Source organism: Nocardiopsis metallicus (assembly GCF_014201115.1).
Lineage (GTDB): Bacteria > Actinomycetota > Actinomycetes > Streptosporangiales > Streptosporangiaceae > Nocardiopsis > Nocardiopsis metallicus.
Map to the genome: position 1 here is coordinate 5972306 of NZ_JACHDO010000001.1, position 25297 is coordinate 5997602.

The 25297-nt window shown below is 67.9% G+C and carries 24 protein-coding genes and 2 pseudogenes; 12 read left to right on the forward strand and 14 right to left on the reverse strand.

Features of this window, described 5'->3' with window-relative positions; all coding sequences use genetic code 11:
- Positions 1-99: 99 nt before the first annotated feature.
- The 5 genes from HNR07_RS26195 to HNR07_RS26215 all read left to right on the forward strand — a co-directional run bounded on the left by HNR07_RS26195 (position 100) and on the right by HNR07_RS26215 (position 5499).
- Complete coding sequence (locus tag HNR07_RS26195) at positions 100-852, forward strand: alpha/beta fold hydrolase (RefSeq protein ID WP_184367321.1); 753 nt, start codon at positions 100-102, stop codon at positions 850-852.
- The gene (locus HNR07_RS26200; protein ID WP_184367324.1) at positions 849-2246 is read left to right on the forward strand and encodes a hypothetical protein; all 1398 of its coding nucleotides are present in this window, start codon (positions 849-851) and stop codon (positions 2244-2246) included. Before HNR07_RS26195 ends, HNR07_RS26200 begins: the two co-directional genes overlap by 4 nt.
- Before the next feature lie 98 nt (positions 2247-2344).
- Complete coding sequence (locus HNR07_RS26205; RefSeq protein ID WP_184367326.1) at positions 2345-3082, forward strand: polyamine aminopropyltransferase; 738 nt, start codon at positions 2345-2347, stop codon at positions 3080-3082.
- Between the two features lie 64 nt (positions 3083-3146).
- Entirely contained in the window at positions 3147-4286 is a 1140-nt protein-coding gene (locus HNR07_RS26210; protein WP_184367329.1) for an FUSC family protein, read from the forward strand.
- A 70-nt stretch (positions 4287-4356) separates the two neighbouring features.
- Positions 4357-5499, forward strand: coding sequence for a PQQ-dependent sugar dehydrogenase (locus HNR07_RS26215; RefSeq protein ID WP_184367332.1), 1143 nt, complete (start codon positions 4357-4359; stop codon positions 5497-5499).
- 70 nt (positions 5500-5569) lie between these two features.
- On the opposite strand, the pseudogene HNR07_RS35705 reads toward HNR07_RS26215, so the two are convergent.
- The 9 genes and pseudogenes from HNR07_RS35705 to HNR07_RS26255 form a co-directional block, all read right to left on the reverse strand.
- A pseudogene (locus HNR07_RS35705) lies at positions 5570-6317 on the reverse strand (hypothetical protein).
- A 92-nt stretch (positions 6318-6409) separates the two neighbouring features.
- A complete protein-coding gene (locus tag HNR07_RS35950) occupies positions 6410-6622 on the reverse strand; it encodes an amidase family protein (protein ID WP_312894086.1) in 213 nt (70 codons plus the stop codon).
- Positions 6623-6983: 361 nt separating this feature from the next.
- Positions 6984-7565: pseudogene (locus tag HNR07_RS35955) on the reverse strand (amidase family protein); the annotation flags it as partial.
- Between the two features lie 15 nt (positions 7566-7580).
- Positions 7581-8231, reverse strand: coding sequence for an ABC transporter ATP-binding protein (locus HNR07_RS26230; protein ID WP_184367335.1), 651 nt, complete (start codon positions 8229-8231; stop codon positions 7581-7583).
- Between the two features lie 34 nt (positions 8232-8265).
- Complete coding sequence (locus HNR07_RS26235) at positions 8266-10287, reverse strand: hypothetical protein (protein WP_184367338.1); 2022 nt, start codon at positions 10285-10287, stop codon at positions 8266-8268.
- A 78-nt stretch (positions 10288-10365) separates the two neighbouring features.
- Positions 10366-10668, reverse strand: a complete 303-nt coding sequence (locus HNR07_RS26240; RefSeq protein ID WP_184367341.1) for a lactococcin 972 family bacteriocin — start codon at positions 10666-10668, stop codon at positions 10366-10368.
- An 85-nt stretch (positions 10669-10753) separates the two neighbouring features.
- On the reverse strand, positions 10754-11056 hold the full coding sequence (locus HNR07_RS26245) for a lactococcin 972 family bacteriocin (RefSeq protein ID WP_184367344.1): 303 nt from the start codon (positions 11054-11056) through the stop codon (positions 10754-10756).
- A gap of 22 nt (positions 11057-11078) precedes the next feature.
- Positions 11079-11372 carry a lactococcin 972 family bacteriocin gene (locus tag HNR07_RS26250; RefSeq protein WP_184367347.1) on the reverse strand — a complete coding sequence of 98 codons (294 nt, stop codon included), beginning with the start codon at positions 11370-11372 and terminating at the stop codon, positions 11079-11081.
- Positions 11373-11576: 204 nt separating this feature from the next.
- Positions 11577-12308, reverse strand: coding sequence for a class I SAM-dependent DNA methyltransferase (locus tag HNR07_RS26255; protein ID WP_184367351.1), 732 nt, complete (start codon positions 12306-12308; stop codon positions 11577-11579).
- Positions 12309-12470: 162 nt separating this feature from the next.
- Between HNR07_RS26255 and HNR07_RS26260 the strand changes: the two genes are divergently transcribed.
- Positions 12471-13391 carry a CPBP family intramembrane glutamic endopeptidase gene (locus tag HNR07_RS26260; protein WP_312893984.1) on the forward strand — a complete coding sequence of 307 codons (921 nt, stop codon included), beginning with the start codon at positions 12471-12473 and terminating at the stop codon, positions 13389-13391.
- Positions 13392-13484: 93 nt separating this feature from the next.
- Here HNR07_RS26260 and HNR07_RS26265 read toward each other — a convergent pair whose 3' ends face one another.
- From HNR07_RS26265 to HNR07_RS35205, 4 genes are all read right to left on the reverse strand, one after another.
- A complete protein-coding gene (locus HNR07_RS26265; RefSeq protein ID WP_184367356.1) occupies positions 13485-13688 on the reverse strand; it encodes a CsbD family protein in 204 nt (67 codons plus the stop codon).
- 250 nt (positions 13689-13938) lie between these two features.
- On the reverse strand, positions 13939-14262 hold the full coding sequence (locus HNR07_RS26270; protein WP_184367359.1) for a MerR family transcriptional regulator: 324 nt from the start codon (positions 14260-14262) through the stop codon (positions 13939-13941).
- Between the two features lie 1076 nt (positions 14263-15338).
- The gene (locus HNR07_RS26275) at positions 15339-17909 is read right to left on the reverse strand and encodes a glycoside hydrolase family 9 protein (protein WP_184367362.1); all 2571 of its coding nucleotides are present in this window, start codon (positions 17907-17909) and stop codon (positions 15339-15341) included.
- A 212-nt stretch (positions 17910-18121) separates the two neighbouring features.
- Entirely contained in the window at positions 18122-18361 is a 240-nt protein-coding gene (locus tag HNR07_RS35205; RefSeq protein WP_376769949.1) for a Scr1 family TA system antitoxin-like transcriptional regulator, read from the reverse strand.
- A gap of 617 nt (positions 18362-18978) precedes the next feature.
- Between HNR07_RS35205 and HNR07_RS26280 the strand changes: the two genes are divergently transcribed.
- From HNR07_RS26280 to HNR07_RS26290, 3 genes are all read left to right on the forward strand, one after another.
- Positions 18979-19578, forward strand: coding sequence for a hypothetical protein (locus tag HNR07_RS26280; RefSeq protein ID WP_184367365.1), 600 nt, complete (start codon positions 18979-18981; stop codon positions 19576-19578).
- Positions 19575-20804, forward strand: coding sequence for a DUF262 domain-containing protein (locus tag HNR07_RS26285; RefSeq protein WP_184367368.1), 1230 nt, complete (start codon positions 19575-19577; stop codon positions 20802-20804). Before HNR07_RS26280 ends, HNR07_RS26285 begins: the two co-directional genes overlap by 4 nt.
- Before the next feature lie 70 nt (positions 20805-20874).
- Complete coding sequence (locus HNR07_RS26290) at positions 20875-21405, forward strand: NUDIX hydrolase (RefSeq protein WP_184367371.1); 531 nt, start codon at positions 20875-20877, stop codon at positions 21403-21405.
- Here HNR07_RS26290 and HNR07_RS26295 read toward each other — a convergent pair.
- A complete protein-coding gene (locus HNR07_RS26295) occupies positions 21392-22738 on the reverse strand; it encodes a hypothetical protein (protein ID WP_184367374.1) in 1347 nt (448 codons plus the stop codon). The genes HNR07_RS26290 and HNR07_RS26295 overlap by 14 nt on opposite strands.
- A 211-nt stretch (positions 22739-22949) precedes the next feature.
- Between HNR07_RS26295 and HNR07_RS26300 the strand changes: the two genes are divergently transcribed.
- The 3 genes from HNR07_RS26300 (at position 22950) to HNR07_RS26310 (ending at position 25290) form a co-directional block, all read left to right on the forward strand.
- Positions 22950-23693 carry a hypothetical protein gene (locus tag HNR07_RS26300; RefSeq protein ID WP_184367376.1) on the forward strand — a complete coding sequence of 248 codons (744 nt, stop codon included), beginning with the start codon at positions 22950-22952 and terminating at the stop codon, positions 23691-23693.
- 62 nt (positions 23694-23755) lie between these two features.
- A complete protein-coding gene (locus HNR07_RS26305; RefSeq protein WP_184367378.1) occupies positions 23756-24667 on the forward strand; it encodes an aminoglycoside phosphotransferase/kinase family protein in 912 nt (303 codons plus the stop codon).
- An 11-nt stretch (positions 24668-24678) separates the two neighbouring features.
- Positions 24679-25290, forward strand: coding sequence for an HAD domain-containing protein (locus HNR07_RS26310; RefSeq protein WP_184367380.1), 612 nt, complete (start codon positions 24679-24681; stop codon positions 25288-25290).
- Positions 25291-25297: the final 7 nt, after the last annotated feature.

Below are 25297 nucleotides of genomic sequence, written 5' to 3' on the forward strand. Positions count from 1 at the left end.
CCCGTCTTCCGGGCGGTGCCCGGGGTTCGGCCTTTGCCCAGATGGGTAGGGGGTGCAATCCCACCTCAGCGGATCACCTACCTGTGTCAGGGAGGGGAGATGGAACCTCAGAGGTGTACGGACAGGATTTCCTTCGGCGAGGTGGCCAGCTGGCGGGTGCCGGGGCCACTCGGCCCGGTGGTCTGCGTCCACGGCGCGGGAGTGTCCACCAGACAGACGATGCCTCTGCTGAGGCGGTTGTCCGGCCGGGTCGAGGCGTGGGGCGTCGACCTCCCGGGCTACGGCAAGAGCACGTCGCCGGGTGGTTTCCTGGCGGTGCCGGAGCTGGCGGACGCACTCCTGGAGTGGACAAGGGCCCGAGAGATGGACCGGCCCTGCCTCCTCGGTGTCTCCATGGGAAGCCAGGTGGTGGCCGAGGCAGCGGCCCTGGCCCCCGACGACGTGGGGTCGGTCGTCCTGGCCGCACCCACCACCGACCCCCGGGGCAGGGCCTGGCCCCTGCTCGGAGCACGCCTGATCTGGAACAACATGCTGGAGGGGGCCGACGTGCTGTCCTACAGCGTGCCCGACTACTGGGACGCCGGAGCGGGCCGTGTGCTCCGAAGCTGGGCGCAGAGCAGGAAGCACCGCCTCGAACGGGTCCTGCCCGACGTGTCGCAGCCGGCCCTGGTGGTCTGGGGGAGTCAGGACAAGGTCTGTTCCCAGGCTTGGGTGGAGGAGGCCACACGGCTGCTTCCCCGAGGTCGCCTGGTGGTCCTGCCGGGCCAGTACCACGCGCTCAGCTCCACCGGTCCCCGACAGCTCGCGGACGCGGTCCAAGATTTCGTCGGTGAGCGCGAGGAGGCGTCATGAAGCCACAGCGAGTCGTCGCCGGGTTCGATTCGGCGACCGCGATGTTGAATGCCCTTTCTTCCTACAACGCAGCTGAGAACTCCCCCACCGGAGGCGAGACGCCCAAGGCCACGGCCCGGGCGCTGGCGGTGGCGGCCGGGATCGTCAACCGGATCCCCCGGCCCGCTAAGGAGCGGTTGTACGCGGTCTCGGGCTGGTACGAGGCCATCCAGGCGCACAGTGTCAGGGACGTCAGGTCCGACGAACTCGCCGAGTGGATCGTGCGCCACCATCCCAGGAAGCAGGCGGACGTCGCCTTCGTCGGTTCGGCGAACGGGGCCCTGACGCACTTGGCAGCCGCGCTGGAGGCGCCCTGGATCCCCCAGACGCTGCTGATACCGGTCCGGCGCCACGGTGTCCCCCCGGAGGACGGGGAGAAGGACCTCTTGAAGATGCGCTCGACCGGTCAGGACCTGCTGCGCGCCAACCCGGACTGGCGGCTGCACCACATGCACGACCCCAACCAGGACAGGCTCATGGTCGCGGGCATGTGCTATTTCCGGGTCAAGTGGCTCCGTCTGCCGGAGGCCTACCGCGCCTACCTCCGAAGGACCCTGGAGCCGGGCGGCACCCTCGTGGTGTCCGACTGCGCCATGCGCTGGCCCACGACCCGGGTCGAGGACCGGTACGTGTTCCAACACGGCGGGTTCGGCGGCGCCACCCTGGACGAGCTGCGCTACGGAAGTGAGCGGGTACGCGATTACCTGCGCGCGTACGACTCCGACTACACGTCCTTCGTCGCCCCCGAACCCGACGGGGACAGCCCCGAAGCCGAATGGGGTTTCGCTGAGGAGCTCATGGACGACCTCCGCGAACTCGCCGAACAGCAGGGGTGGACACTGCTACGGCTGCGTCATGACGAACCGGAGTCGCTCAGCCCGCCGGTGGCCGACATGTACCGCGGCTGGCACCGACGGCGCGGCCTGCCCTCGGACCGGCTGCTGGTGGAGTCCTTCATGCTCGTCGAACCGTACTGGGCCCTGCGCAGCGGGTCGGTGCCGTTCTGGACGGTGTTCAACAAGGAACCCTCCCTGCGGGCCCTGGAGGAGTACCTGGACCGTTCCCCGGCCTACGAGGAGATCCGTATGGGGTTGTTCTCCCACGGTGTGGAGTCGGTCGGGCTCGCCCGTGCCGACCAGTGGCAGGCCGTGTTGGACCGGGCCACCAAGGTGGGCACCTTCCTGGGAACGGATCCGTCGGCCTTTCCGCGCGACTTCGCGGTGCTCTTCCGTTTCCGCGAGGAACTGGCGAAGGTACGCGGCAGACAGCCGATGCCGGTACGGATGCCGTGGGCCGAGGCCGCCGAGGCGATGACGGGGGCGCCCGGGGTCGAACTGATCGAGGAACGGATATAGGCCTTGCTCCGCGGGGCGTTCCGGCCCCGCTCACGCTCTGTGCTGCCCTAGTGTCGACACCGCGCACACCTGTGCGCGACCACTGAACCGGGGGCACCGTGAACCTGCGTTTCCAGGAACTCGACTGGCGGCCGACGCCCATGGGCGTGATCAGTCTGCGGGTCCGATGGGACCCGATGGCCAAGGCCGAGGTCCACGAGATCAAACTCGACGACGACTTCCTCATGTCCAGCCTGTTCGTCCAAGGCGAGATCGACGTGGCCAGACTCGCCCTCACCGAACTCCACCGCGGCCCCGTCCCGGACGGCGGCTACGACGTGGTGGTCGGCGGGTTGGGGCTCGGCCACACCGCCCTGACCGTGCTCGAAGACCCCGATGTGCGCTCGCTGGTGGTGGTCGAGGCGCTGTCCGAGGTCGTGGCCTGGCACGAGGCCGAACTCATCCCGGCGGGGAAGCGGCTCACCGCGGACCCCCGCTGTCGCCTGGCCCAGGGCGACTTCTTCGCGCTCGCCGCAGGGGAGGACCTGGACCAGCAGGACCCGGGCCGCCGTTTCCACGCCGTGGTCGTGGACATCGACCACTCCCCCCGCCACCTGCTCAACCCCGCGCACGCGCCCTTCTACGAGCCCGACGGGGTCCGCCGCCTCCTCGGGCACCTGCACCCCGGCGGGGTCTTCGCCCTGTGGTCCAACGACCCGCCGGACGAGGGGTACACGGAGGTGCTGCGCCAGTGCTTCACGGACGTGCGCGCCGAGGTGGTCAGCTTCCCCAACCCCTACCAGGAGCATCCGGCCACCAACACCGTCTACCTGGCCACGGCGCCCCCCTCGGACTGAGGTCAGCACGTCCAGCGGAAAAGCCGCACGTTCGACTGCGTCGCGTGTCCGGAGGGGGACCAGGATGTTCGAGAGGCTACGTGACGGGCTCAGGCGTGCCCGCCAGCGGCGGGGTTTCGAGCGCGAGACCGTCGTCCTCATCCTCAAGTGCACGGTGGCCGCGACCCTGGCCTGGGTGGTGGGCACCCTGCTCGGCGCCTCCTCACAGGTCGGTTTCGCGCCCTTCACCGCGCTGCTCGTGGTCCGGCCGAGCGTGTACGGGTCGGTGCTCCAGTCCGGCCGCTACGTCGCGGCGGTCTTCGCCGGTGCGCTGCTGGCCGGGCTGGTCGGGCTCACGACCGGTGCCCAGCTGTGGACGTTCGCCCTGCTGCTCCTGGTCGCGCTGGCCGCCGGTCAGGCGCGCTTCTTCGGCGCGCAGGGCACCCAGCTCCCCGTGGTCGCCGCCTTCGCTCTCGCGGGAGGCACGGCGGAGAACCCCGAAGACCTCGGCTACCTCCTGCTGATGGTCTGCGTGGGCGCCGTCTGCGCGCTGGCCACCAACACGGTGTTCGCTCCGGCCATCCGGTTCCGGGACGCCGAGAACGCGGTCCTGGACCTCGCCGACGGCCTGCGTTCCCTGACCAGTGAGATGGCCGAGGGCCTGCGTGAAGGACGTGAGGGCCTGGACCTGGACCACTGGGGGCGGGCCAGCGGCGGGTTCGACGGTTCCGTCCGCAACGCGCAGGAGGCGGTCCGGCGCCAGGAGGACCGGACCCGGCTCAACCCGCGGCGCCTCGTGCCCGGCAAGCATCTCGACCCCGGGGCCCTGGACACCTACCGGGACTGGATCGCCGCCCTGAGCCGGGCCTCCCGGCACGTGCAGTCCATCGTCCGGACCCTGCGCACCACCACGGGCCGGGGCTCGCGCTACTCCGGGCCCGACGACGCCTTCCTGCGCGAGTTCGCCCCGCTGGTCGAGCGCGCCTCGGAGATCTTCGGGGCCGTGCACGACCACGAGGAGCCCGAACGCGGCTCCGCCTCCGAGGAGTTGTGCGGGCGGGTCCAGGACGCACTGCGCCTGGTGGACGAGGAGCGAACCAGGATGCGCGAGCGCTGGGACGACGAGAACTGGCCGGTCTACAGCGGCCTGCTCACCGACGTCGAGCGGCTCTTCGAGGAGGTCGACCAGGGCTACGAGAACAGCACGCGCGCGGATCGCGGCTGAGCGGCCGGAGGGTGGGGGCGAGCGGCGCGGGACGCGGATACGGGCGTGCCGAGCGGGGCAGGGTCCGGGTATGGAACGGACACCAGCACACACTCGGACGCACACGTACACCACCAGAACCCTCGCCCTCCTGGGTGCCGCGCTTCTCGCGAGTGCCTGTTCGACCACCGAGGCCAACGGTGCGGGACCGGGGGAGAACACCGAACCCGGCAGTGGATCGGCCGGGGCCGGAGCCCTCGACCCGGGCCAGCCCGAGGACCTGGCCACCGGATTCGACGTGCCGTGGGGGATCGATTTCCTCCCCGACGGTTCCGCGCTGGTGGCCCAGCGGGACTCCGCGGTGGTCGCCCGCCTGGCTCCGGACGGGCAGACCTCGGAGGCGGGCACGATCGAGGGGGTGGCGCACGGCGGCGAGGGCGGCCTCCTCGGCCTGGCCGTGGACCCGGACTTCCCGGAGGAGCCCTACGTGTACGTCTACTACACGACCGAATCCGACAACCGGGTCAGCCGGGTGGAGTACGACGACGAAGCCGACTCCCTCGGTGAACCGGAGGTGATCCTGGACGGCATTCCGGCGGCCAACACCCACAACGGCGGGCGGATCGAGTTCGGCCCGGACGGATACCTGTACGCGGCCACGGGGGACGCCCAGGACCCGGACAGCTCCCAGGACACCGACTCCCTGGCCGGGAAGATCCTGCGGATGACCACCACCGGCGACCCCGCGCCGGACAACCCCTTCGACAACTACGCCTACAGCTACGGCCACCGCAACGTACAGGGTCTGGCCTGGGACGAGGCGGAGAACCTGTACGCGACCGAGTTCGGCCAGGACCTCCTGGACGAGGTCAACCTGATCGAGCCGGGCAACAACTACGGCTGGCCCGAGGTGGAGGGCCCGGGCGGCGGTGACGAGTACACGGACCCGCTGGTCACCTGGGAACCCGCCGAGGCCTCGCCCAGCGGGGCGGCCATCGCCGGTGACTCGCTGTACGTGGCCTCGCTGCGCGGCGCGCGGCTGTGGGAGGTCCCGTTGAACGGCGACGGCACGGTGGGTGAGCCCGAGGCCCACTTCGTCGATGAGCTCGGCCGTCTGCGCACGGTGGTCACCGCCCCGGACGGCGACGCCCTGTGGCTGAGCACGAGCAACCGCGACCCCTGGGGTTCCCCGGCCGATGACGACGACCGGGTCATGAGCGTCCCGCTGGAGTGAGCCGTGGGGTCGGTCCACTGGAGTGATTCCGGTGCTGGGCTCGCCGGAACGGTCCGCGCCGGAGTTCGACTCAGCCGAGCAGCCCGCGGGGGACGACCTCCTCGGTGAGGACGCGGCGGATCTCGTCGTCCTCACCGGGGTGCCCCGGGTGCTCGGAGGCGTCCCGCAGCCGACCGCGGACCGCCGCCACGACCTCGTCGCTGAGCAGGGCCCCGGCCAGCGGGGCGGGCTCGACCGCCTCGCGCCAGCGGCGCAGCGCGTCCAGCCGGCCGTGCTCCACGGACTCGCGGGTCAAGGTGGAACAGGCCGTCCACGTTGCGCTCGTAGGCCTCCTCGTCCAACAGGTCCACGTCGACGACCGTCACCGGCTGGGGCGCGCCGCCGCCGGGGTCGGGGCGCAGGTGGTAGACCCGCCAGACCCGTCCGTTGGTGAGGAAGACCCAGTCCGCGCCCTCGTCGACGGCCAGCCGCCGGGCCATCTGGATGTTGCGCAGGTCCAGGTCCTGGCCGATCCGGCGCACCTCGATCGGGGCGAAGAGCTCGCCCTCCAGGATGATCGCGTAGTCGATCGAGTCCCCGCTGGTGCGGTACTCCGTGGTCAGGTCCTGGAACTTGCTGAAGTTCAGGCCGACGCTGAAGAAGTCGGCGACCAGCATGCGGGTGTCGCCGTCGTTGGCGTCGCGTTCGGCGAGGTCGGTCAGCGGGCCGGAGAACCGGTCGATCGCGGCGGCCACCCGGCCTCTGACCGAGGTCTCCCAGGTCACCGTGGTCGTGAACTGGCCTGTCCGGGCCATGACCTGGGTCTCTTCAGCGTCCATGCCGTCCGTTTCCGTGTCTGGGGCAGCCCCGTCGCACGGCTTTCTCCGGGACCGGGGAACACGCGGACGAGGGGGAGAATCCGCCTCAGATGCTACAGCTCCGACGCGCGAACCCCACCGCCGAGGGGGTTCTCGGGCAGGGACGGGAGCGCTTGTTCGGCGGATCGGGCCGCGGCCAGGAGCAGGGCGTCCTCGTGGTGCCGCGCGACCAGGTGCAGCCCGACGGGCAGACCGTCCGGGGTGAGCCCCGCGGGAAGGCTCAGGGCCGGGTGGCCGGTGAGGTTGAACAGCCAGGTCAAGCCCACGCCCATCACCTCGCCCGGCCCGGAGTGCGGGTGTGGCGAGCAGGTCCGCGGCGGCGAAGAGCTCCGCCAGCGCGGAGATGCTGTCCCCATCGACGTCGGGTCTGCTGGCGGGTGAGTCCTGGTCCCTGCGGGAGAGCCAGGACTCCGCGGGGTCGGTGAGCGCGAGCCCGGGCTCCGACAACGTCACGTCGCAAGTCCGGGCCCAGTGCCGCAGCGCCCGTTCCGCGACCGCCACCACCTCCGGGTCCGGCCGGTTGAATCCCAGGGCGGGGGACCATGCGACGCGCACTTGGGCGGGTGCCGCCGCAGACGCGCCGCCGAGGACGGTACTCCGATACAGCTCGAGGTCGGAAACCGTGCGCGCGATCGGCCCGCCGACCGTCAGACCGGCGCGGTCGCGGGCCGGGAGCAGGCCCGTGGTCGGCTTGTAGCCGAGGACCCCGCACCAGGCCGCGGGGATGCGGGTGGACCCGGCACCGTCGCTCGCGGTCGCCAACGGCACCACTCCGGTGGCCACGGCGACGGCGGAGCCGGCCGAGGAACCGCCCGGAACCCGGTCCGCCCGCCAGGGGTTGAGCGTGGGCCCCTCGTCCGTGTGCCCCCAGGTCTTCCACCGCGTTCCCGGCCCCGGCACCGACGTGGCGCCGATGGGCACCGCACCGGCGGCGATCAAGCGTTGGGCCTGGTGCGAGGCGGTCCCCTCCGCGGCCTTCACCGCGAGCGGAACCCCGGCCAGCGGCAGACGGGCCCCGTCGGCGACCCGGGCGTCCACCTCCGCCGCGCGGTCCAGCGCCGACTCCGGCCAGAGCTCGACGAAGGCGCGCAGACGCCTGATCCGGTGGGCGTCGGCCAGCGCCGCGCGGACGGTCTCCACCGCGCTCGTCACGGCCCGCGTCACCCGGTCGGCCGTCGCACCCGCGCTCCGCGGTGGTGTGTTCCTCACCCGGCCGAGACTAGATCACGCTCGTCCGAGGCCCTCGGGGCGGCCTCGGGCTTCCAGAGCGCGGGTGGAGTCGCAGGCGTCGCGGACGGCGGGGTCGTGGGTGGCGATCACCACCGCGCAGCCCTCACGGCTCAGCTGGCGCAACGTATCGACCACCATGGCGGCGTTGTCGCTGTCCAGGGCACCGGTGGGTTCGTCGGCCAGCACCAGCGCCGGCCGTTTGACGATGAGTCGGGCCAGGGCCACGCGCTGCTGTTCGCCGCCTGACAGGTGGTGGACCCTCTCCTGCTCCCGACCGGCCAGGCCGACGCGGGCGAGGGCCTCGGCGCGGCCTGGTGGGCGGGCGCCGCGCCGACGGGCCACGTCGAGGTTGGCCCGGACCGTGGCGTTCTCGATCAGGGCGTAGTCCTGGAAGAGATAGCCCAGGTGGTCGCGGCGGAAGCGGCGTTGGCGCGCCGGACCCAGGCTGCTGAGGTCCGTGCCCTGGAACAGGACCTGCCCGGAGGTGGGCCGCTCCAGCAGACCCATGCAGTTGAGCAGGGTGGTCTTGCCCGATCCGCTGGCGCCGACCAGCGCGAGCATGCGGCCGGGTTCGACGGTCAGGTCGAGGTCCCGCCACAGGACGCGGGGGCCGAAGGACTTGGTGAGTTTCCTCAGGGTGATCACGGTGCTCCTCGGTGCTTCTCTGCTTCGGGGCGGGTCAGGCCTGGCTGGCGCCCTCACGGACCACGCGTCGGTGGAAGTACGCGAGCGCGCCCAGGGTGAGGGTGAGCGAGGCCAGGGCGATTCCCGCAGCGTGGACGGGTTCGGTCTCGGTGGTGGTCCAGGCGGTCCAGCCCACGAACGCCGCCGCGATGGCCGCCTCGGTGGTCAGCAGCCTCCGGTGTGTGGCCGGGAAGCTCCAGCCGCTGAGGTGGCGGGCGAAGATCTCCTGTGCCCGGGTGCGCACGTGCACCACGCACGCGGCGACGGCGGTCAGTAGGAGCACGGTGCCCGCGCCGAACAGGTTGAACAGTTCGGCGCGCAGCGCGTGCACGGTGCGGGCGTGGGTCGTGCGCGCACTGGTGCTGAGGGGCTCGACCATGGAGATGTAGCGGGACGCCTCCGGGTTCCGGGTCCGGAACGCCTCCACCACACCCGGGTCGGGGAAGACCGTCTGCCGCCCGGACAGGTGGTTCACGTAGCCGCTGTCGGACAGGACCGCCCCGTTGGGCAGGGCGATCACCACGGGTTCGTACAGCAGGGGCAGGGCCGCGCCGAGACGTTCCCCGGCGCCGTAGGTGAACAGGTTCTGGCCGTCGGCCGCAGGCCGGACCACCACCTCGGAGACGCTCTCGGGGGCGCTGTTGGCGCCGAGCCACCCGGCCACCCCTTCGGTGAGGGGTGCGGCGTGCTCCGCGGCCGAGGCGGGCAGGAGGAGGCGCACGGCCCGGTCCGGCCCGTACCGTTCCCCGGCGGGGGAGAGGAGTTCCTCCTGGGCCAGGTAGGTGTCGTTGACCAGAAGGATGGGGTTTCCCGGGGTGGGGTTTCCCGGGGCGGGCGCGTCCGGTTCGGCGGGTGCGGACGGAAGGAGTTCGGCGGGGTGCAGCTGGGCAGCCAGCACCATGTCGCCGTCGATGTCGGCCTGCCGCAGCCACGGGCCGAGTTCGTCGTCCACCGCCCCCTCGTCCGCCCAGCCGTAGTGGGCGCTCAGCGCGGGGCGCGAGGTCTGGCCGTACTGTTCGACGACCTCGAGGCCGAGGCGCTGGTCCCGGACGTCCTGGGCGGTGGTCACGACACTGCCCAGGAGCGTCAGCGTCAGGAACAGAACCGGGACGCGGACCAGGTGAACGGCGACGGTGGCGCCGCGCACGGGCAGGCGCCCTTTGAGCGCGGGCAGGATCTCGGTGGTGTGTACCAGGGCGAGGCACAGCGCGTGCGCGACCAGGCACGCGACGGCGAGTAGGGCGAGGAACAGCAGGGCCAGACCGGTATAGAGGCCGATCTGGTTCCAGCCGTTGTAACCGCCGAGGAGGAGCAGCACGGCGGCGGCCGAGACTGGCAGCGCCACCGCCCACAGGCGTAGGACTCCGGCCAGTTCCCCGGCGAGGGTGCCCGGGTAGGAACGGCCGTGCAGACGCCGGACGGCGTGGTCGCGGGTGGAGAGCAGCACGCCCGCGCCGGTGGCGGTGACGGTGGTGAGCAGGGCGACGGCCACGAGGTGGAGCAGGTGGCCGCCGGTGAGGAAGTGCCACAGCTGGGTGGTCTGGCTGCCGGGGGCCTCGAACAGGCCGTGCTCGGCGAGAGCGGTGCGCAGGGCCTGCTCGGCTTCGGGGCCGCCGAACACCAGGTAGTACCCGTTGGGGCCGACGTCGCCGAACTCCGGCATCGGATGGGTCCGGACGGTGAAGGCACGGCCGAAGGAGGGGTAGCCCTCGTCCAGCCAGCGAGCGTACCGGGAGCCGGGGTCGGAGACCGCCAGGTACAGGTGGGCCAGCGACGAGGGGTCGTTGACGTCCAGGACGCTGTAGCCGATGGCGGTGCCGTGCGTGTCGGCGACCTCCTGTACGGCACGCGCGACCTCGTCGGTGTCGTGGGTGCCGTCGTTCTCGGTGATCCAGACCAGGGCGGAGTCCTCGAGCACGTGGACGGTCTGTTCCGCGGTGGCGGCGAGGAGGAAGGCGAGCAGCGCGGCGAACGCGGCACACGCGGTGTAGGCGAAGCGGAGGGTGCGGTTCGGCACCTGGTGCGGTCCTGTCAGGGAGGGGCGGACCCGGGGCCTGGAGCGGGCTGGCCGACGGGTCCACCGGACGGACGCCGGTCAGCAGCTGTTACGCCAGTACTGCTGGTTGTTGGCCCTGGCTCGCGAGGCCTCGGCCCTGGCCCAGATCCCGGCGGGGGCGCTGACCCGCTCGGTGTGGGTGCCCACGGCGGTGGCTCCGTGGCATTTGTTCTGATGGTGGTAGTTCGAGCGGACGAAACCCTGCCCCGGGACGCCGGTGAGGCTGCGCTCCCACACCCCGCCGCCGACATGGGAGGTCTGGGCGAGGGCGGGCGCGGCGGTCCCGAGGATGACCGCGGCCGTGATGACGACGGTCGTGATCGCGGTGACGAGTGCGGTCATGACGGTGGTTGTGGCTGTCGTGGCTGTCGTGGCTGTCGTGGAGGTGCGCTGGAGGCGGCCGAGGGTCTTCACGGGGCTCCCGGATCTAGCAGCTGTTGCGCCAGTAGCTCTGGTTGTTCGCGTTGGCGCGCGGCGCGGCGGCTTTCGCCCACTGCCCGGCGTCCCTGTTCACCCGGACGGTGCGCGTACCCACCGCGGTGGCGCCGTGGCAGGCGGAGCCGTGGCGGTAGTGGGAGAAGACCTCGCCCGCTCCGGGGACTCCGGTGACACCCCGGAACCATTCACCTCCGCCGACGAAGGAATGCCCGGCCGAGGCGGTTCCCGCTGCCGCGAAGGTGAGAACGGCGGTCGCGATTCCGGCGACCGAAATACGCTTGAGGGTTTTCACGGTGACTCCTTTCCCGAATGCGCTAGCAGCCGCTGCGGTAGTAGGTCTGGTTGTTGGTCCAGGCCTTGGGCGCACTGGCGTAGGAGGTGAGTCCGGGCGCGGTGTTCCTGGAGCGGTCGGTGTAGGCGCCCACCGCGGTCGACCCGTGGCAGTTGCGCGCGTGGTAGTAGTTCGAGTAGACGCTGCTGGAAGTGGTGCCGTGATACCAGGTGCCGCCCCCGATCTGGGTGCCGGCGAGCGCCGTCCCCGCGGCCCCCGCGGTGAGGCCCGCGGCGAGAAGCGCGGCGGCGACGCAGCGTTTGGCTACTTCGTTCATACGAGATCCCTTGCCCGAATCTTCTCCGTGAACAGGTTTCAGAGGGGAAACGCGAGCCGCGTCACCCCTCTGAAAGCCAGTACTACATCGCTTTTCTGTCGCCCATCTCGGCTGTGGCCGCATCCGGACACAATCCGGAAAGGCGCATCATTGTGAGTTATGGGTCAGTGGAATGTACTCATTAGTCATTATTTATCGGGGCGTTCAGGCCCGGCCGTAGACACTGACGTGCATGGGGCTCCGCTCGGTGAACGGCTCACCGTTCCACCCGCCCCACCGGTCGAGGAGCCGTAGTCCGGCCAGCCGTGCCATGAGGTCCATCTCCGAGGGCCAGATCAGGCGGCAGGAGATCGGGGCGAGCCTGATGCCTTCGGCGCCGATCCGCACGTGGTTCTCGTCGAGCAGCTGCGTGACGTGGTCGTACTGGTTCACGTCGAGGGTCACCGAGCCCGGCGTGATGCGCTCGACGTTGACGAACTGGTCACCCTTGATCCACTGCCAGGGCGGGGCCGCCTCGACCACGAACACCCCGCCCTCGTCCAGATGGCGGGCGGCGTTGCGGAAGCACTCCACCTGGCCGTCCTGGCCGAGGATGTTGTAGACGGTGTTGTAGACCAGGTACACGAGCGGATAGGTCCGACCGGTGGTCTCGGCCGCCATGTCACCGACGATCACCTCCAGGTCCGCGCCCTCCGGTTTCCCGCGCAGTCCGGACACCATGTCCGGTGAGAGCTCGATGCCGTCGACCCGCACACCGTGCCTCCCGAGCGGAAGCGCGATCCGACCGGTCCCGATCGCGAACTCCAACGCCGATCCGCCAGCGCCCGCGTACTCCGCCAGGAAGGCGGCCGTGGCCTCCTCGTCACCGCGCTGGTGCCTGTCGTACTGCTGGGCCGAGCCCGGTCCGTAACTCTTCAGGGGGTGGTAGTCGTCCATGGTCCGCCAGCCTCCAGCAGACCTTCCAGGGCGGCAACCGGTTTTCCGGTACGGCCAGCTCGGAGCGGTTCGCCCGCATCGACACACGTCAGACGCACACTCACCCTTTCGGACGGCTCTGGGTGATGATGGAGGTTCGGCTGTGACCAGGGGGTGCTGGCGGTGACGCTGCGGAGCATGGTGATCTCGGGTGCGGTCGGTACCGCCCTGTTCCTCGTCGTGTTCACCCTGGCCATCGACCCACAGCTACGGCAGGACGTCATGTACGGCGGGGGGTATCGGCTCCTCGTCTCCTGGGGGCCGACGGTGACCGCGGGGGTCCTCGCCGGCCTCCTGACCGTGTACTTCGGTCGGCGGCGTGAACTCGACAGCAGGGTGAGGCAAGCCCTCACGACACAGCCCGTCCACGGCCAGCTGGTCTGGTTGGGCTTGTGCCTGGCCGCCTGCGTCGTGGCCATCGCGGGCCTCTACTGGGTACTCAGCGCCCTCGGCCCTGGAGCGGACGTGAGCACGACCGCCCCGATCTCCTTGGTCCCGCGGGTGCTTTTCTTGCTCGCCCTCCCGGCGATCGCGATCGACCGCCTGATCACCATTCTCCGAGGCGAGGGTACCGGCCTGTCCGAGATCGCGGTGAAGGTCACCGAACCCTGGCGCTGGCTCGGCCTGGCCCCGGTGCTGCTGGCGATCGCGTTCACGGCCCTCCTGCTCGCCCCGTTCCGGGTCGGCTGGCCGCCGGTGGTGATCGTGGTCGTGCTGATCGCGGTCTTCCTGGCGGCCGCGTTCTGCGAGGAGGCCTTCTTCCGGACCATGGTCCAGACCCGCCTGGAACTGCTCTGGGGCAGGTGGGCGGGGATCATCACCACGTCCCTGTTGTTCGCCCTGTTCTACGCGCTCATCCAGCCCTACCTGGTCCTCATCCCCCTGCCCGGCGACACGTTCGTCCAGCACCTCGGGATGGCCCTGCTCATCTACACCCCCATCGGCCTGCTGTGCGGCTACCTCTGGGCCTGCTACCGCAACCTCTGGCTGAACACACTCCTGAGAACGGGCCTGTTCTTCCTCGCCTATCCACCCATCGGTTAGTGACGGCCGTCAGGCCATCGGACAGGAACGGCCCTTCCCGGAATCGTCGCGGGAAGGGCCGTTCGCATGGGGCAGCGCTCGGTGTTCAGGTGTTCATCGTCCGCTGACGCGCAGGTCGCGGAGGGTTCCGCGCAGGGAGTCCTTCCAGACCGCGGTCCGGGTGAGAGCCCGGCCCTTGAACATCTCGAAGCGGCCCCTGTAGCGCATCCGGTTGTTCCCGGTCGCCCTGCCGGCCAACTCCTTGAACTTCCCCGAAACCTGGGCGGCCCTGCCCCTGAGTTTCTCCGACTGGCTCATGAGCACTCCTCCTCGTACGGATCGGTGACGTCGTCGCCTGTCTCAGTGACTTCCTGCCACGTATTCCGACTTCTATTCAGAATTTGCCGAAACAGTTCGGGCCGGCACAGGGCACGCCGCTCTTCAGAGGCCGACCGAGGCAGCCGTCGCGGACCCGCGGAGCAGTGAGTTCGCAAGGGCCCCGCTTATCCGCACGGCGCTGCTCGTGTGGGCTCAGGATCCGGCCCGGGGCCAGCGGGCGGGTCCCCTCTCACGTCTGGGGCGGGTTGGCGGCACGAAGCTCCTCGTTGATGCGCTGTGCCTCCTCGAGCTGATCCTCGAGGATGATGATGCGGCACGCGGACTCGATCGGTGTGCCTTCGTCCACAAGCTCGCGGGCGCGTGCGGCGATCCTGAGCTGGTAGCGGGAGTAGCGGCGGTGACCGCCCTCCGAGCGCAGGGGCTTGATCAGTTTGGCCTCTCCCAGTGCGCGCAGGAAGGCCGGCGTGGTGCCGATCATCTCCGCTGCGGCGCCCACGGTGTAGGCGGGGTAGTCGTCATCGTCGAACCGGTTGCCGGTTTCGGGACGGGGCAAGTGCGTGTCCTTCTTCTCCTGAACGCACGTCGAGGGCCCCAGCGCCGTACGGCGCTGGGGCCCGAGAGTTCAATACCACCTACCGGCAGCTGCCGGTCTTCCGCTTCCCGAAGTCGAGCTAGAACGGGATCGCGGGGATCGCGGTTGTGTGACCGTGGACCACCTTCTTCCGAACCGGGGCCTGCGGTACCCGAGCGGAACTTCTCCTCGCTCAGGCGATCCTGATGGCATTTACTCCTCTCGCTTCTCACTTCGTGCAATGTTTTCGACTGCGGTCCTACCGGCCCCCGACGCTGAACAACCGTGCGCCGGTCGAGCCCTACCGCGTCCTTCGTCCTGCTGCGGTCTCCCCTGTGCGAGCGGGAGGCCGGTACTGCGTTACTGCGGGTACTGCTCAACTTTTCGTACTGCGGTCCTACCGGCCCCCGGTGTCTTGAAGCACGTGCACACCGTCGAGCCGTCCTGCTCTACTTCCTGCTGCGGCCTTCCCTGTGCGAGCGGAAGGCCGGTACTGCGTTACTGCGGGTACTGCTGAACTATTCGTACTGCGGTCCTACCGGCTCCCGGCGCCGTACGGCAGTGCGCGCCGGGCGAGCCGTCCTGCTCCCCACCGGCGTATCCGGTGGCCTAGCCGTGTATCTCGGTGGCTACGACAGAAAATGTAGCAGCACGAAGTAGCCATGTCTACTGTGGCCGCTGTAGGTTTTCGATGCTCGCTGAGGGTGGTTCTTCCGAGGCCGGGCCCACCCCGCCGCTCTGGGACCCCTGCGTGCCCGTCCCCGCAGCGCCACCCGGAACCGGGGCCCGGCAGCGCCGCCCGGGAACACCGGAACCACCCTGAGCCCGCCGGCCCGATCAGGCCGGACAGCCGGTTCAGCGTCGAACCTGCGTTTCACGCCCGGTAGGAGGGCAACGTCCGAGCACTGCCTCAACAGGCGTACCGGGGAGGGGACGGGAACCACCGCGGGAGGTTGGCGCACTCCTCCACCGAGAAACCGGCCGGGGTCTGGACGGGACGCCGTGCGCCTTCGCCCAGACCCCGGCCGGGGTTTCGAGATGGTTCCCGCCGCTACGGGTCAGCCGCAGACGGCTCCGTTGAGGGTGAACCTCTCCGGTACGGCGTTGGCGACCCCGTCGGGCAGCGTGCCGATGAAGCCGAAGGTCGCCTCGCCGTCGGGTGCGATGGCCGCGTTCCACTCGGCGTCGCCCGCGGTCACCGCGTGTCCGGACTGGGTGAGCACACCGCTCCAGTGGCGGTCCAGGCTCTGCGCCCCGGGGAAGGACCAGGCCACCTCCCAGCCCTCGACCCGCACGTCCCCGGTGTTGCGTACGGTGATCTGGGTGTTGAAGCGCCCGGACCACTCACCGTGCACCACGTAGTCGACCTCGCAGGAGGCCGTAGCCGGGGAGGAGGCGTCGCCCTGGTCCGTCACGAACGCGGACACCCAGGCCAGCGTGGAGTTCCAGTTGATGGTCAGCTCGTTGGTCGCCCACGAGTCGATGTGGTCGATGTAGCAGAACTGGGGCGCGCATCCGGCCAGGTTGGCCTGGGCCACGGGGTCCCACGTCCCGGTGTCGGAGTTGGGTCCGCCGGACAACGTGCCCGCGGGTGGGTTGGGCAGGGCCGGGTCGAGCTGGTTGGCGTACCAGCGGCTGTGCTGGTTGACCGCGTCGTTGGTGCCGTATCCGGTCACGTAGGACTGGTTCAGGGCGTTGCGGCCGAGGATGTAGTCCATGCCCTCCAGTACCGCGTCGCGGAAGCGCGATTCGCCGGTGAGGTCGTACGCGGTGGCGACCACCACCAGGTTGTTGAGCACGAGGTTGTTGGAGCCCCAGGCGAAGACGCCGTCGTCCGGAGCGTAGGCCAGGCCGTAGGGGTGCTCCTCGACACTGGCCAGGTACTGTTCGGCCCCTTCGACGACCGAGGCGCGGACCTCGTCGCGGTCGGGCAGACCGTTGGGAAGGGCAGCCAGCTGGAGACGGCCCAGCGGGGCGGTCCAGCGCCAGTCGAACCCGGAGGCGGTGAAGACGTCCTCTGTGTGCATCGGCGAGGAGGTCACCGCCTCCTCGTAGGTTCCGGCCCCGGTGGCCAGGTACAGCTCCGCAGCGGCCCAGTAGAACTCGTCGACCAGGGTGTCGTCGTCGTAGGGGCCGCCGCCCTCGCCGCCCGCCGCCGCGTACCGCTCGGGATTGGCTACGGCGGCCTCCCAGGCTGTCTCCGCGGCCGTCAGGCACTCGGCCGCGAACTCGGTGTCGTATGGGGCGAACACCCGGGAGCACTGGGCCGCGGTCGCGGCCAGGTTCAGCGTGGCAGCCGTCGACGGCGGGTGCAGATACCGGGGCTGGGGGTCGTCGGCGGGCATCAGGGGCAGGCCGGTCCAGCGCTCGTCGTGAACCTTGTGGTGCGCCATGCCCGCGAGCTCCTCACCCTCGGGAACCTGCATGGACAGGAGGAACTCCATCTGCCAGCGGGCCTCGTCCAGAACGTCCGGGACACCGTTGTCGCGCTCCGGGATCGCCAGGGAGGAGTCCGAAACCCGGTCGGGGTTACCGGTGGGCGCGGTGTGCGCGCGCTCGTAGACGCTCATCATCTGGTGCACCGAAATGCCGCCGTTGACCACGTACTTGCCGTGGTCGCCCGCGTCGTACCAGCCTCCGGACACGTCCAGGGCGTAGTCGCACGGCTCGGAGTGGTGACAGGTGACCTCGGTGTCGCCCTGGTTGGGCGCGACCCCCACGTGCCCGGCCTCGCGACCGTAACCCGGGGCGATCTCGTCGAGGATCTCGATACCGCTGCGCTGGGTGTAGTAGAACTCCAGGGCGTCGGTGGCCAGCTCCGCGTAGGGGTCGGCACTGATCGCGAAGGGATAGCTGGTCTCCCCGTCCGCGGTCAGCGTGTAGCCCTGGCCCGCCTCGGTGACGCCCCCGAAGTCCACGGTGTGCACGTTCTGGCCGGACGAGGAGTCCAGGCCGTACGGGACGGTGTCGCCTTCGGCCACGACCGCGCCGTCGGCGTCGGACAGCTCCCAGGGCAGGGAGTCCTCCGAGTCGGTGACCACGGTGGCGTTCTTGGGGCCGTGGGGGAGGTAAGCCACCTGGTTGACCCGCACCCGGGGCCCGGTGTCGGGCTGGTAGACCGGGGGCTCCGCCCCGCCGAGCAGCGACACGTCGTCCAGACAGAAGACCCAGTCCTCGGCGGCGCCGCCGATCTGGAAAGCGACCTGGGCGTCGTCCATGTCGGCCGAGGCGGTGAAGACGTACTCGTGGGAGGAGGTCTCGGCGGTGAGCACCGGCCGTTCGTCCAGCTGGGTCCGCCAGGGGTCGACGGGTTCCTGGATCAGGGCGCGGGCGGGGCGTCCGGCGCCGGAGGCGCTGAAGGAGAAGGCGTAGGACTCACCGGCCACGAGGGGGATGTCGTTCTGGCCGATGATCTGGTCCCAGGGGTCGCCGGTGCCGCCGGGGACGTCCACGCACAGGACTTCCTCGTCGGTGACTGCCAGGTCCAGTCCCTCGCTGGCCCACCAGCCGGTCGTGCCGTCGGAGAAGTCGCCGTTGGTGATCTGCTCGACGGGTTCCTCGTCGGCCTGCGCCGGGGGCGCCGCGAGGAGACTCGCACCTAGAGCGGCTGCTGCGCCGAGCGCCGTCATCCTTGTTCTGTGTGCCGGGTTCACGGGGGTCCTTCCGCTTGGGGGTAGCGGCCGGAAGCGCTGGGAGCGCTCCCAAAAGTATCACCATTCTTGTGTCCTGGGTCACCTCTGTCAACGGGTGCAATCGGAGGTTTCACAAGAGAGGGCCGCGTTCTGCCCCGGGTGGGGCGCGGACGGATCCGGGGGAGCGGAACAAGCCCCGGATGATGATCTCAGCGGGTTCGATTGCGGGTGCCGCAGAGCCTGCGTTCCCCCGGGCGGCGGGAGCACCTGGAGATTGATCGGGGGTGGTCGCTCGGCTCCAGGTGATGTTCGAGCTGGGTGCGCATCGCCTTGTTGTCGCCGATCTGGCAGGTGAGGACGGCTTCGCCGATTACCCACCACATCTGCAAACCGCGCGTATGACGGGAGCTGGGCGCGTCATCTGAGGCCCCGTGCACCCGCTGGTGCACCCTGAACGCGAAGACGGCCCCTGGCGTGCGAACCGTGTTCGCTGCTCAGGGGCCGTCTTTCTTACGGAGCGGATGACGGGAATCGAACCGCCCACCGTGAGTGGCGTGACCTGCGTAAACACGAGAATCCGCAGGCAGTGGCGCTGACCATCACTCTGTTGCCCCTGGTTCCCCCACGTTGTGCCGCCCCCCGTGCACCGGGCGGGTGCACGACCTTCGTTGTTCTGGTGCACCCTCACGGGTGCACCAGAACAACGAATCGAACGTCACTCAGCGGCTTAAAATTCACGGAAGAGCAGGGATTTCGCTCGTTATGCGATGTTTCTTCCAACCCTGTCTAGGCCTTGTGATGCCGTCGGTGTCCACAGAAGGCCGCCACCGAATATCGGTTTCTATGGCAGTGGAGACGCAGCGGAGCTAGTTCGGGCTCCATTGGAGTACGGTTAGAACCCCTGAACATTAGAACGACTAGAGGACAGCTTAGCTAACCTCAAAATCCTCGGATTTAGTTTGTCCAGTCGAGTTGCTATTCCACATTCCTGGATTAGTGCTTCCTCTTTCGGTTGCTTTAGGATAGCATGGCGCATGCGTTAACTAGATCGCTAAGGAGCTGAAGCGTGGCATATCCATCGGAGGATGAAATCCTGCGGTGTGATTCTGTTCTCACATGGATTGACGATAACTTTCTCAGAAATGACCCCTATTCTTTCAAGGATACTCCTGATGGATTTAGGTCTACTGCTGCTTTGATTGCGAACAGCTTGGAGGTGGATCGGAATGGCATTTTCTGTATCGGATCCGGTGCCATTGGGCTTTCCTTGAATCCATCCAAGGCGAAATTCGGTAAGCTGAAGAGGTTTGATATTGAATCTGATATAGATCTTGCTGTTATTTCTGAGTACCACTTTGAAACTGCATGGAGAGATCTGCGTAAAGCGTCTCAGCCGACGCTGGGTTACATGGAAGAGCTGGTAAGGGATAATATCTCATGGCAGAGAAGGCGCTTATTTGATGGAACGATTTTGGCTCATAAGCTACTCCCGGCTCTTTCTTTTGGGCCGAGCTGGATGACCGCTCTTGTTGGAGTAGAAGAGCACATTTCTAGACTGTTGGACCGAGAAATTTCTCTCGGTATATGGATATATCGTGACTATTGGAGTCTTAGGAACTATGTATCCGACGGGCTGGTAAAATGCAGAAGGGGAATGTACGAATGACGCCTGAAGGTTCTCTTGCCTTTGATCCGCAGTTGGCTTCCACGCCTTCGAACCTGACGATTAATCACTTCTTCAGGCAGTACGCGGAAGGTGTGCTAATTCTAAGGCCTCCTTTTCAGCGAAACTTGGTTTGGAATACTGAACAGCAAGGGTTCTTGGTTGACTCGATTCTCAGGGGCCTTCCGGTTCCTGAAGTTTATATCCAAACTGAGACTTCGGCAGATGGAAGTGAGAGTACGATTGTTGTTGATGGTCAGCAGAGGATTTCGGCTTGCCTCAACTTTATTGAAGGTAAGATCAGGCTGGGTGGGGGTGAGGAGCTAGGTGATGAGTGGAGAGGTAAGACGTTCTCTGAGCTGGAGGAAGGTCTGCAGCGTAGATTCCGGAGCTACGAGCTTGTCGCGCGAAAATTGCCAAGTGTGGGAGATAATGTCCTTCGTGAGATATTCCGCCGCCTGAACAAAACTGTTGAGGCAATGGAACCCCAAGAGCTAAGGCATGCCGCCTACACTGGGCCATTTGTAAAACTTATTGAACTGGCTTCGCAGAACTCACTATTTTCAGACTTGGGCCTTTTTTCTCCGAAGGACTATCTGCGCAGAAGAAGCGATGAATTCGTGGCGGAAATTTCCTATGCTGTAATTTCTGGAGCTTACCCAAACAAGAAAGACGGGCTTGATGAGCTGTTCCTTGCTTATGAAAAACAGGGTGTTCCTGCTGGAGTGATTGAGGATTTGGAGCGTCGATTTGGTCGTGTTATTTCAACGCTTTCTCCGATTGCCAGTCAGATGCGCCGGACTCGCTTTCGCAATAAATCAGATTTTTACACCCTTTTCGTCTTGTTGGCGAAAAAGGCGGAGCATCTCCCAGTCTCATCAGAAGCCCTATTGGATATTCTTCAAGACTTCTCTGAGAGGGTGAACACAATTAAACGTGGGGAGGGTGGTTCGGAAGCTTCAACAGGTATGTCGGAAGTTCAAAAAGACCAGGCTGCGAGTGCTTACTTGCGATCAGTCGAGCGCGCTGCCAGCGATCGACTCAGCCGTGTTCGGCGAGAGGAGGCTCTAGACCGTGTTCTCTCTGGGGTAGTGCAAGAGGGGGCCGAGTCGGCGCTATCAAGTTCAGATGCTTACTGGGTTCTTGAAGGATCAGGTTCTGAATCAGAAGACATGCAAAATGAATCGGAAGAGCGTGATCATGTCAGGGAAGTTCTATTGGGGGAATAAAAAAGAATCAGGCCTAAATCAGTTGCATTAATGGGGAATTTTTTGGTGATTCTGAACTTAGGATGCCGGTGTGAGTACGCAATGGACGATCCACGGCGAGAAGCTGGTGGACGAGAACCGGCACATCCGACTGTCTACGGTCGACATCACCCTCCCGGACGGGGTGTCCTTCACGCAGTACGTCGTGGCCATGCCCCCGGCCGCGATGACGCTGGTGGCCAACGACCAGCGAGAAGTGCTCCTGATGCGGCGGCACCGGTTCATCATCGACCGCTGGGTGTGGGAACTACCGGGCGGCTACGTGGACGGCGCGGAGGATATCGAGGCCGCAGCCGCCCGTGAGGTCGAGGAGGAGACCGGGTGGCGGCCTCGCTCGATGGAGCACATGGTGACCTTCCAACCCGCGATCGGGTCGGTGGACCAACCCCAGATCATCTACCTGGCTCGCGGCGCTGACCTGACCGACACCCCTCCGGACATTAACGAGGCACAGGAGATCCGCTGGTGGCCTCTGGAAGAGGCAGTGAAGATGATCGACCGCGGCGAGATCGTCGGTGCGTCCACGGTTGTGGCGGTCTACCGGACGCTCACTCTCGTGTGACGGCCTCCCTGGCCCGCACGGTGAACTCCTCGACTGCGGGCGAGCTTTCGTGGGCGCGGAGGCGGTGGCCCAAGCCACGTAGGTAGGACAGGGCTCGGCGGGACTGCAATCCCTCGACCAGATCCAGGGCCTGGCCACCTATCCGGACGGCTTCTTCGGGTTCGTTGGGGGCGTGGGCTGTGGCGAGCATCAGCAGGTTGAACGTGCGGCCGCGGACGTAGTCGGTGTTCATCTCCAGGGAACGTTCCGCGTACGCGGCGGTCTGGGTGTCGTCGTTCAGGGCGAGGAAGCAGTGCGCGACCTTCGCCGCGAGGTAAGCCTCATCGAAGTAGGCCAGCCACTCCGGAGGATCGGGATCCTCGGCCTCGAAAGCCTTCACCCCTGCGCCCAGGGAAACCGAGGTGGCTCGGTGGTCGGATAGGCCCGCGTGGCCGTGGGCCTCGATGAGGTGGCACTCGGCCATGAGCGCTGTGAGCCCGGTGCGGGTGGCTGCGGACTGGGCTGCCCGCGCAAGGTCCACCGCTTCGGCGGAGCGGCCGATGTAGGTGGCCTGGTGGCCCATCGCGGCGAGGATCTCGGCGCACAGGCCGTCGTCCTGCGCGGTCTTGGCCATGCGTAGCGCCTGCACCAGGTAGCGCTGGGCCAAGCCGTGTTGCTCGCAGTCGTAGGCCATCCACCCCACAGCCTTGGTCAGCTCGGCCGCCGCTGAGAACAGCTCCCGTCCGATCTCTTCGGTGTAGGTGCCGTGGAGGAGCGGGGTGACGTTGGCGTCGAGGTACTGCACGACGGTGCTGCGGATACGGCCCCCGCCCACGCGGTTGTCGAGGTCGCGGAAAGCCCGGGTCATTTGCCGGATGGCGGCGATTTCAGGGCGTCCGACCCGTGTTCGGCCCCGGTGCGCAGGGCCCGGGGAGGGCGGATGGGTGAGCCAGCGGGTGGTGGCGCTCGGGTAGGCGGCAGGGGAGTATCCGCCGAGCAGCACACGGCGGCGTTCGACGTCGGCCCGGTACAGCTGCCCAGCGGTGGAGATACCCGTGGTCCAGGAGAGCGGGAATTCCAGGGTGCGCTCGTCCCCGCCGGGTAGGCCGCACTCTTGCGGGCTGACGGGGCGCCCCAGGGCCTCGGAGAGAACTCCGGAAATCAGCGCGGGGACCGGTTGTTGTGGCCGTTCCCCTTCCAACCAGCGGCGCACGCTGTTGTGGTCGTAGGACAGTGAGAGCCCCAGCTCATCACCGCGCGAGACCACTCGGCGGGCGAGTCCCTTTGCGGGCATACCTGACTCGTCCAAGAGCTGCGCGAGTTGGGTGTTCGGCTGTTTGGGGGTGCGCGGCACGGCGTCTCCACAGTGTTTCCGCGGTGTCCGGGGGAGTGCAGTGTGGCACGCGCCTGGCCTGTGGGGAACGAAGTTGCGAAAACGCACGCCCCCTGTGCACTCCTTCGCTCTGGACTCACGCACGAACCCCGAGGCCGAGCCTTCTCGGCAGAGGCTCCCCGACGAGACGGTGAGATCTGTCCGAAGCTGCAGAAGAGGAAAGGGAACAGGCATGACGACCACACTCGCCCCGTTCACGGTGGAGCTGCCCGACCACCGCTTCGACCCCCGCTGGGAACGCTTGCCCGGAATCACGGTGGACGGTTCCACGCTTACCGTTCAGCCCGAGGACTACTTCTTCCGTCTGGAGTCCACCGGCTGGCGTGTCGTCGACTGGCAGACCGTCACTGATCGGATGCTGCCTCTGGAGGAGTCCTCCGACGAAGCCCTGGAACAGAAGGCGCTGCGGTTCATCGAGGACCATGTCCGCATCACCCACGACCCTGCCGAGGTGCTGGGGATCGCCTGGAAGGTCTACAGCTACCTCTTCCGCACCGAACACCTGCCCACCCTGGACGTCCCCGGGATCACCGCCGAACACCTGAGGATCCTTGCGGAGGTGTCCACGCTCACCGCGCTCAACAAGGTCGACGCCGACGGCCGAATCTCCGTAGTCGGACCCGCCTGGTTCTTCGGCGACACCGCACGCGTGGTCTACGACTTGGACGAGCCCACCGTGCAGGCCCTGGACGAGGTCTTCCACGGCGGCCTGTTCAACGAGAACCGCAGGATCGAGTCGATCAAGGCCCACACCGCCCTGGGCGGTCGGCTCGTGCACGGCTGCCAGTCCACCCCCTCCCAGAAGGGCGGCGTGGTCGCGGCCTACGGCACCCCCATGGGCCGCTTCCGTGACGAACTCGCCCAGTTCCGCGACCAGTGGATCCAGGCCGTGCGCTCCTACGGCTCCACCACCTGAACAACCAGGCCCGCCGGGGCCCGCGCGGCCCCGGCGCTTCGATCGCGAGAAAGGGAGTGTTCGTGCACACCCAGGACATCGACCGGCTGCGCCAGGAGGTCACCAGCGCTGCGGGGGTCGACAGTACTTCGGCGGAGGTCCTGCACAGCTGGGCGCTCTCGCACGTGGAACGCCTCCACACCCCTGATGGTGGGACGGTGATCTTCAAGTACGCCAGTGAACCCTTCACTCACGAGGATCAGGCCCTCATCGCCGCCCGCCAGGCCGGGGTCGACGTTCCCTGGGTGCTCACCTCGACCCGGAGTGGCACCACGTTGGGGATGCTCCTGGAGGACCTGGGCCAACCCTGCCGCCAGGCCAGTGACGACGACGGGGTGGCTGCAGCCCGGCAACTGCACTCGGCCGCTGTCCCCGACTTCCTCTCACCCGGAGACACCGACTGGCTGGCCTCACTGCCCGGCCGGGCACTGCGCACCCTGACCGTGCTGCACGAGAACAACCGCTGGGCCGACACCGCCGACCTCAAAACCGCTCTGAGGTTGCTGGAGAAGGCGGCACCGGCCAGGGCGCAGGGCGCCGCGCTGGCCCCGTTCGGGTGGGTGCACTCGGAGTTCCACCCCACCAGCCTGCTCATCAGCCCGGGCCGGGTGTACATGTACGACCTCGCCCGTGCCTTCCACGGGCCCGGCCTGCTCGACCTGGCCTCCTGGCACGGCACCATCGACCCCGCCGACCCTGACCGCACCCGCGCCCTGCTCGAACGCTACGTCCAGGCCGCAGGCCCCGAGGAAACCCTGGCTGATCGGGGCGGGCTGTCCGCTCAGGACTGGGCGCTGGGCTGGCACCGGGTGTGGATCGTCGAGTGGTACCTCGCCCAGGCCGCGCTGTGGATCGCCCATGAACCCGATGACCACATGTACGCCCGGGTCGTGGGCACGCATATCGAAGAAGCGGTCCGGCTCCTCAACGTCTGACGGGATGTGTGATGACGGCCAACCCCCCGTACCTGCTCATCGACATCGACGGGGTGCTCAACCCCTTCCCCGGGCCCGGAGGTTCACTCCCACCCGACTACCGGCCCCACCGGGTCGACCTCAACGGCACCGAAGTGCCGGTCTGGCTGAACCCGGACCACGGTTCGTGGATCACCGAGCTCCACTCCACGGGCCTGCTTCGCCCGATCTGGGCCACCAGTTGGCAGTGCGCGGCCGCACGCACCATCGGCCCCCGGCTCGGCCTCGACGTCTACCCGCACATCGACCTCGGCCCCATCAGGCAGCTCACCCGCCACCCCAACGGCTACCTGTGGAAACGCGACGCCGTCGCCACCTGGGCCGCGCAGGCGCCCCTGGTGTGGATCGACGACGACTTTGCCCACCCCGACCACGAGTGGGCCCGCCAGCGAGCCCTGAACGGGGTGCCCACCCTGCTGATCCAACCCGACCCCTACCAGGGCCTGAAGCGCGCCCACATCGACGCGGTGCGGATCTGGGCCCTGGCCGCCGCACGCACGAACGGAGACCGCGATGACGTCGCCGCCCGCACTCCATCCTTGGCGGCCGCTGCGCACACCTCAAGGGGCGCAGGTTCCTATTGACGAGGAC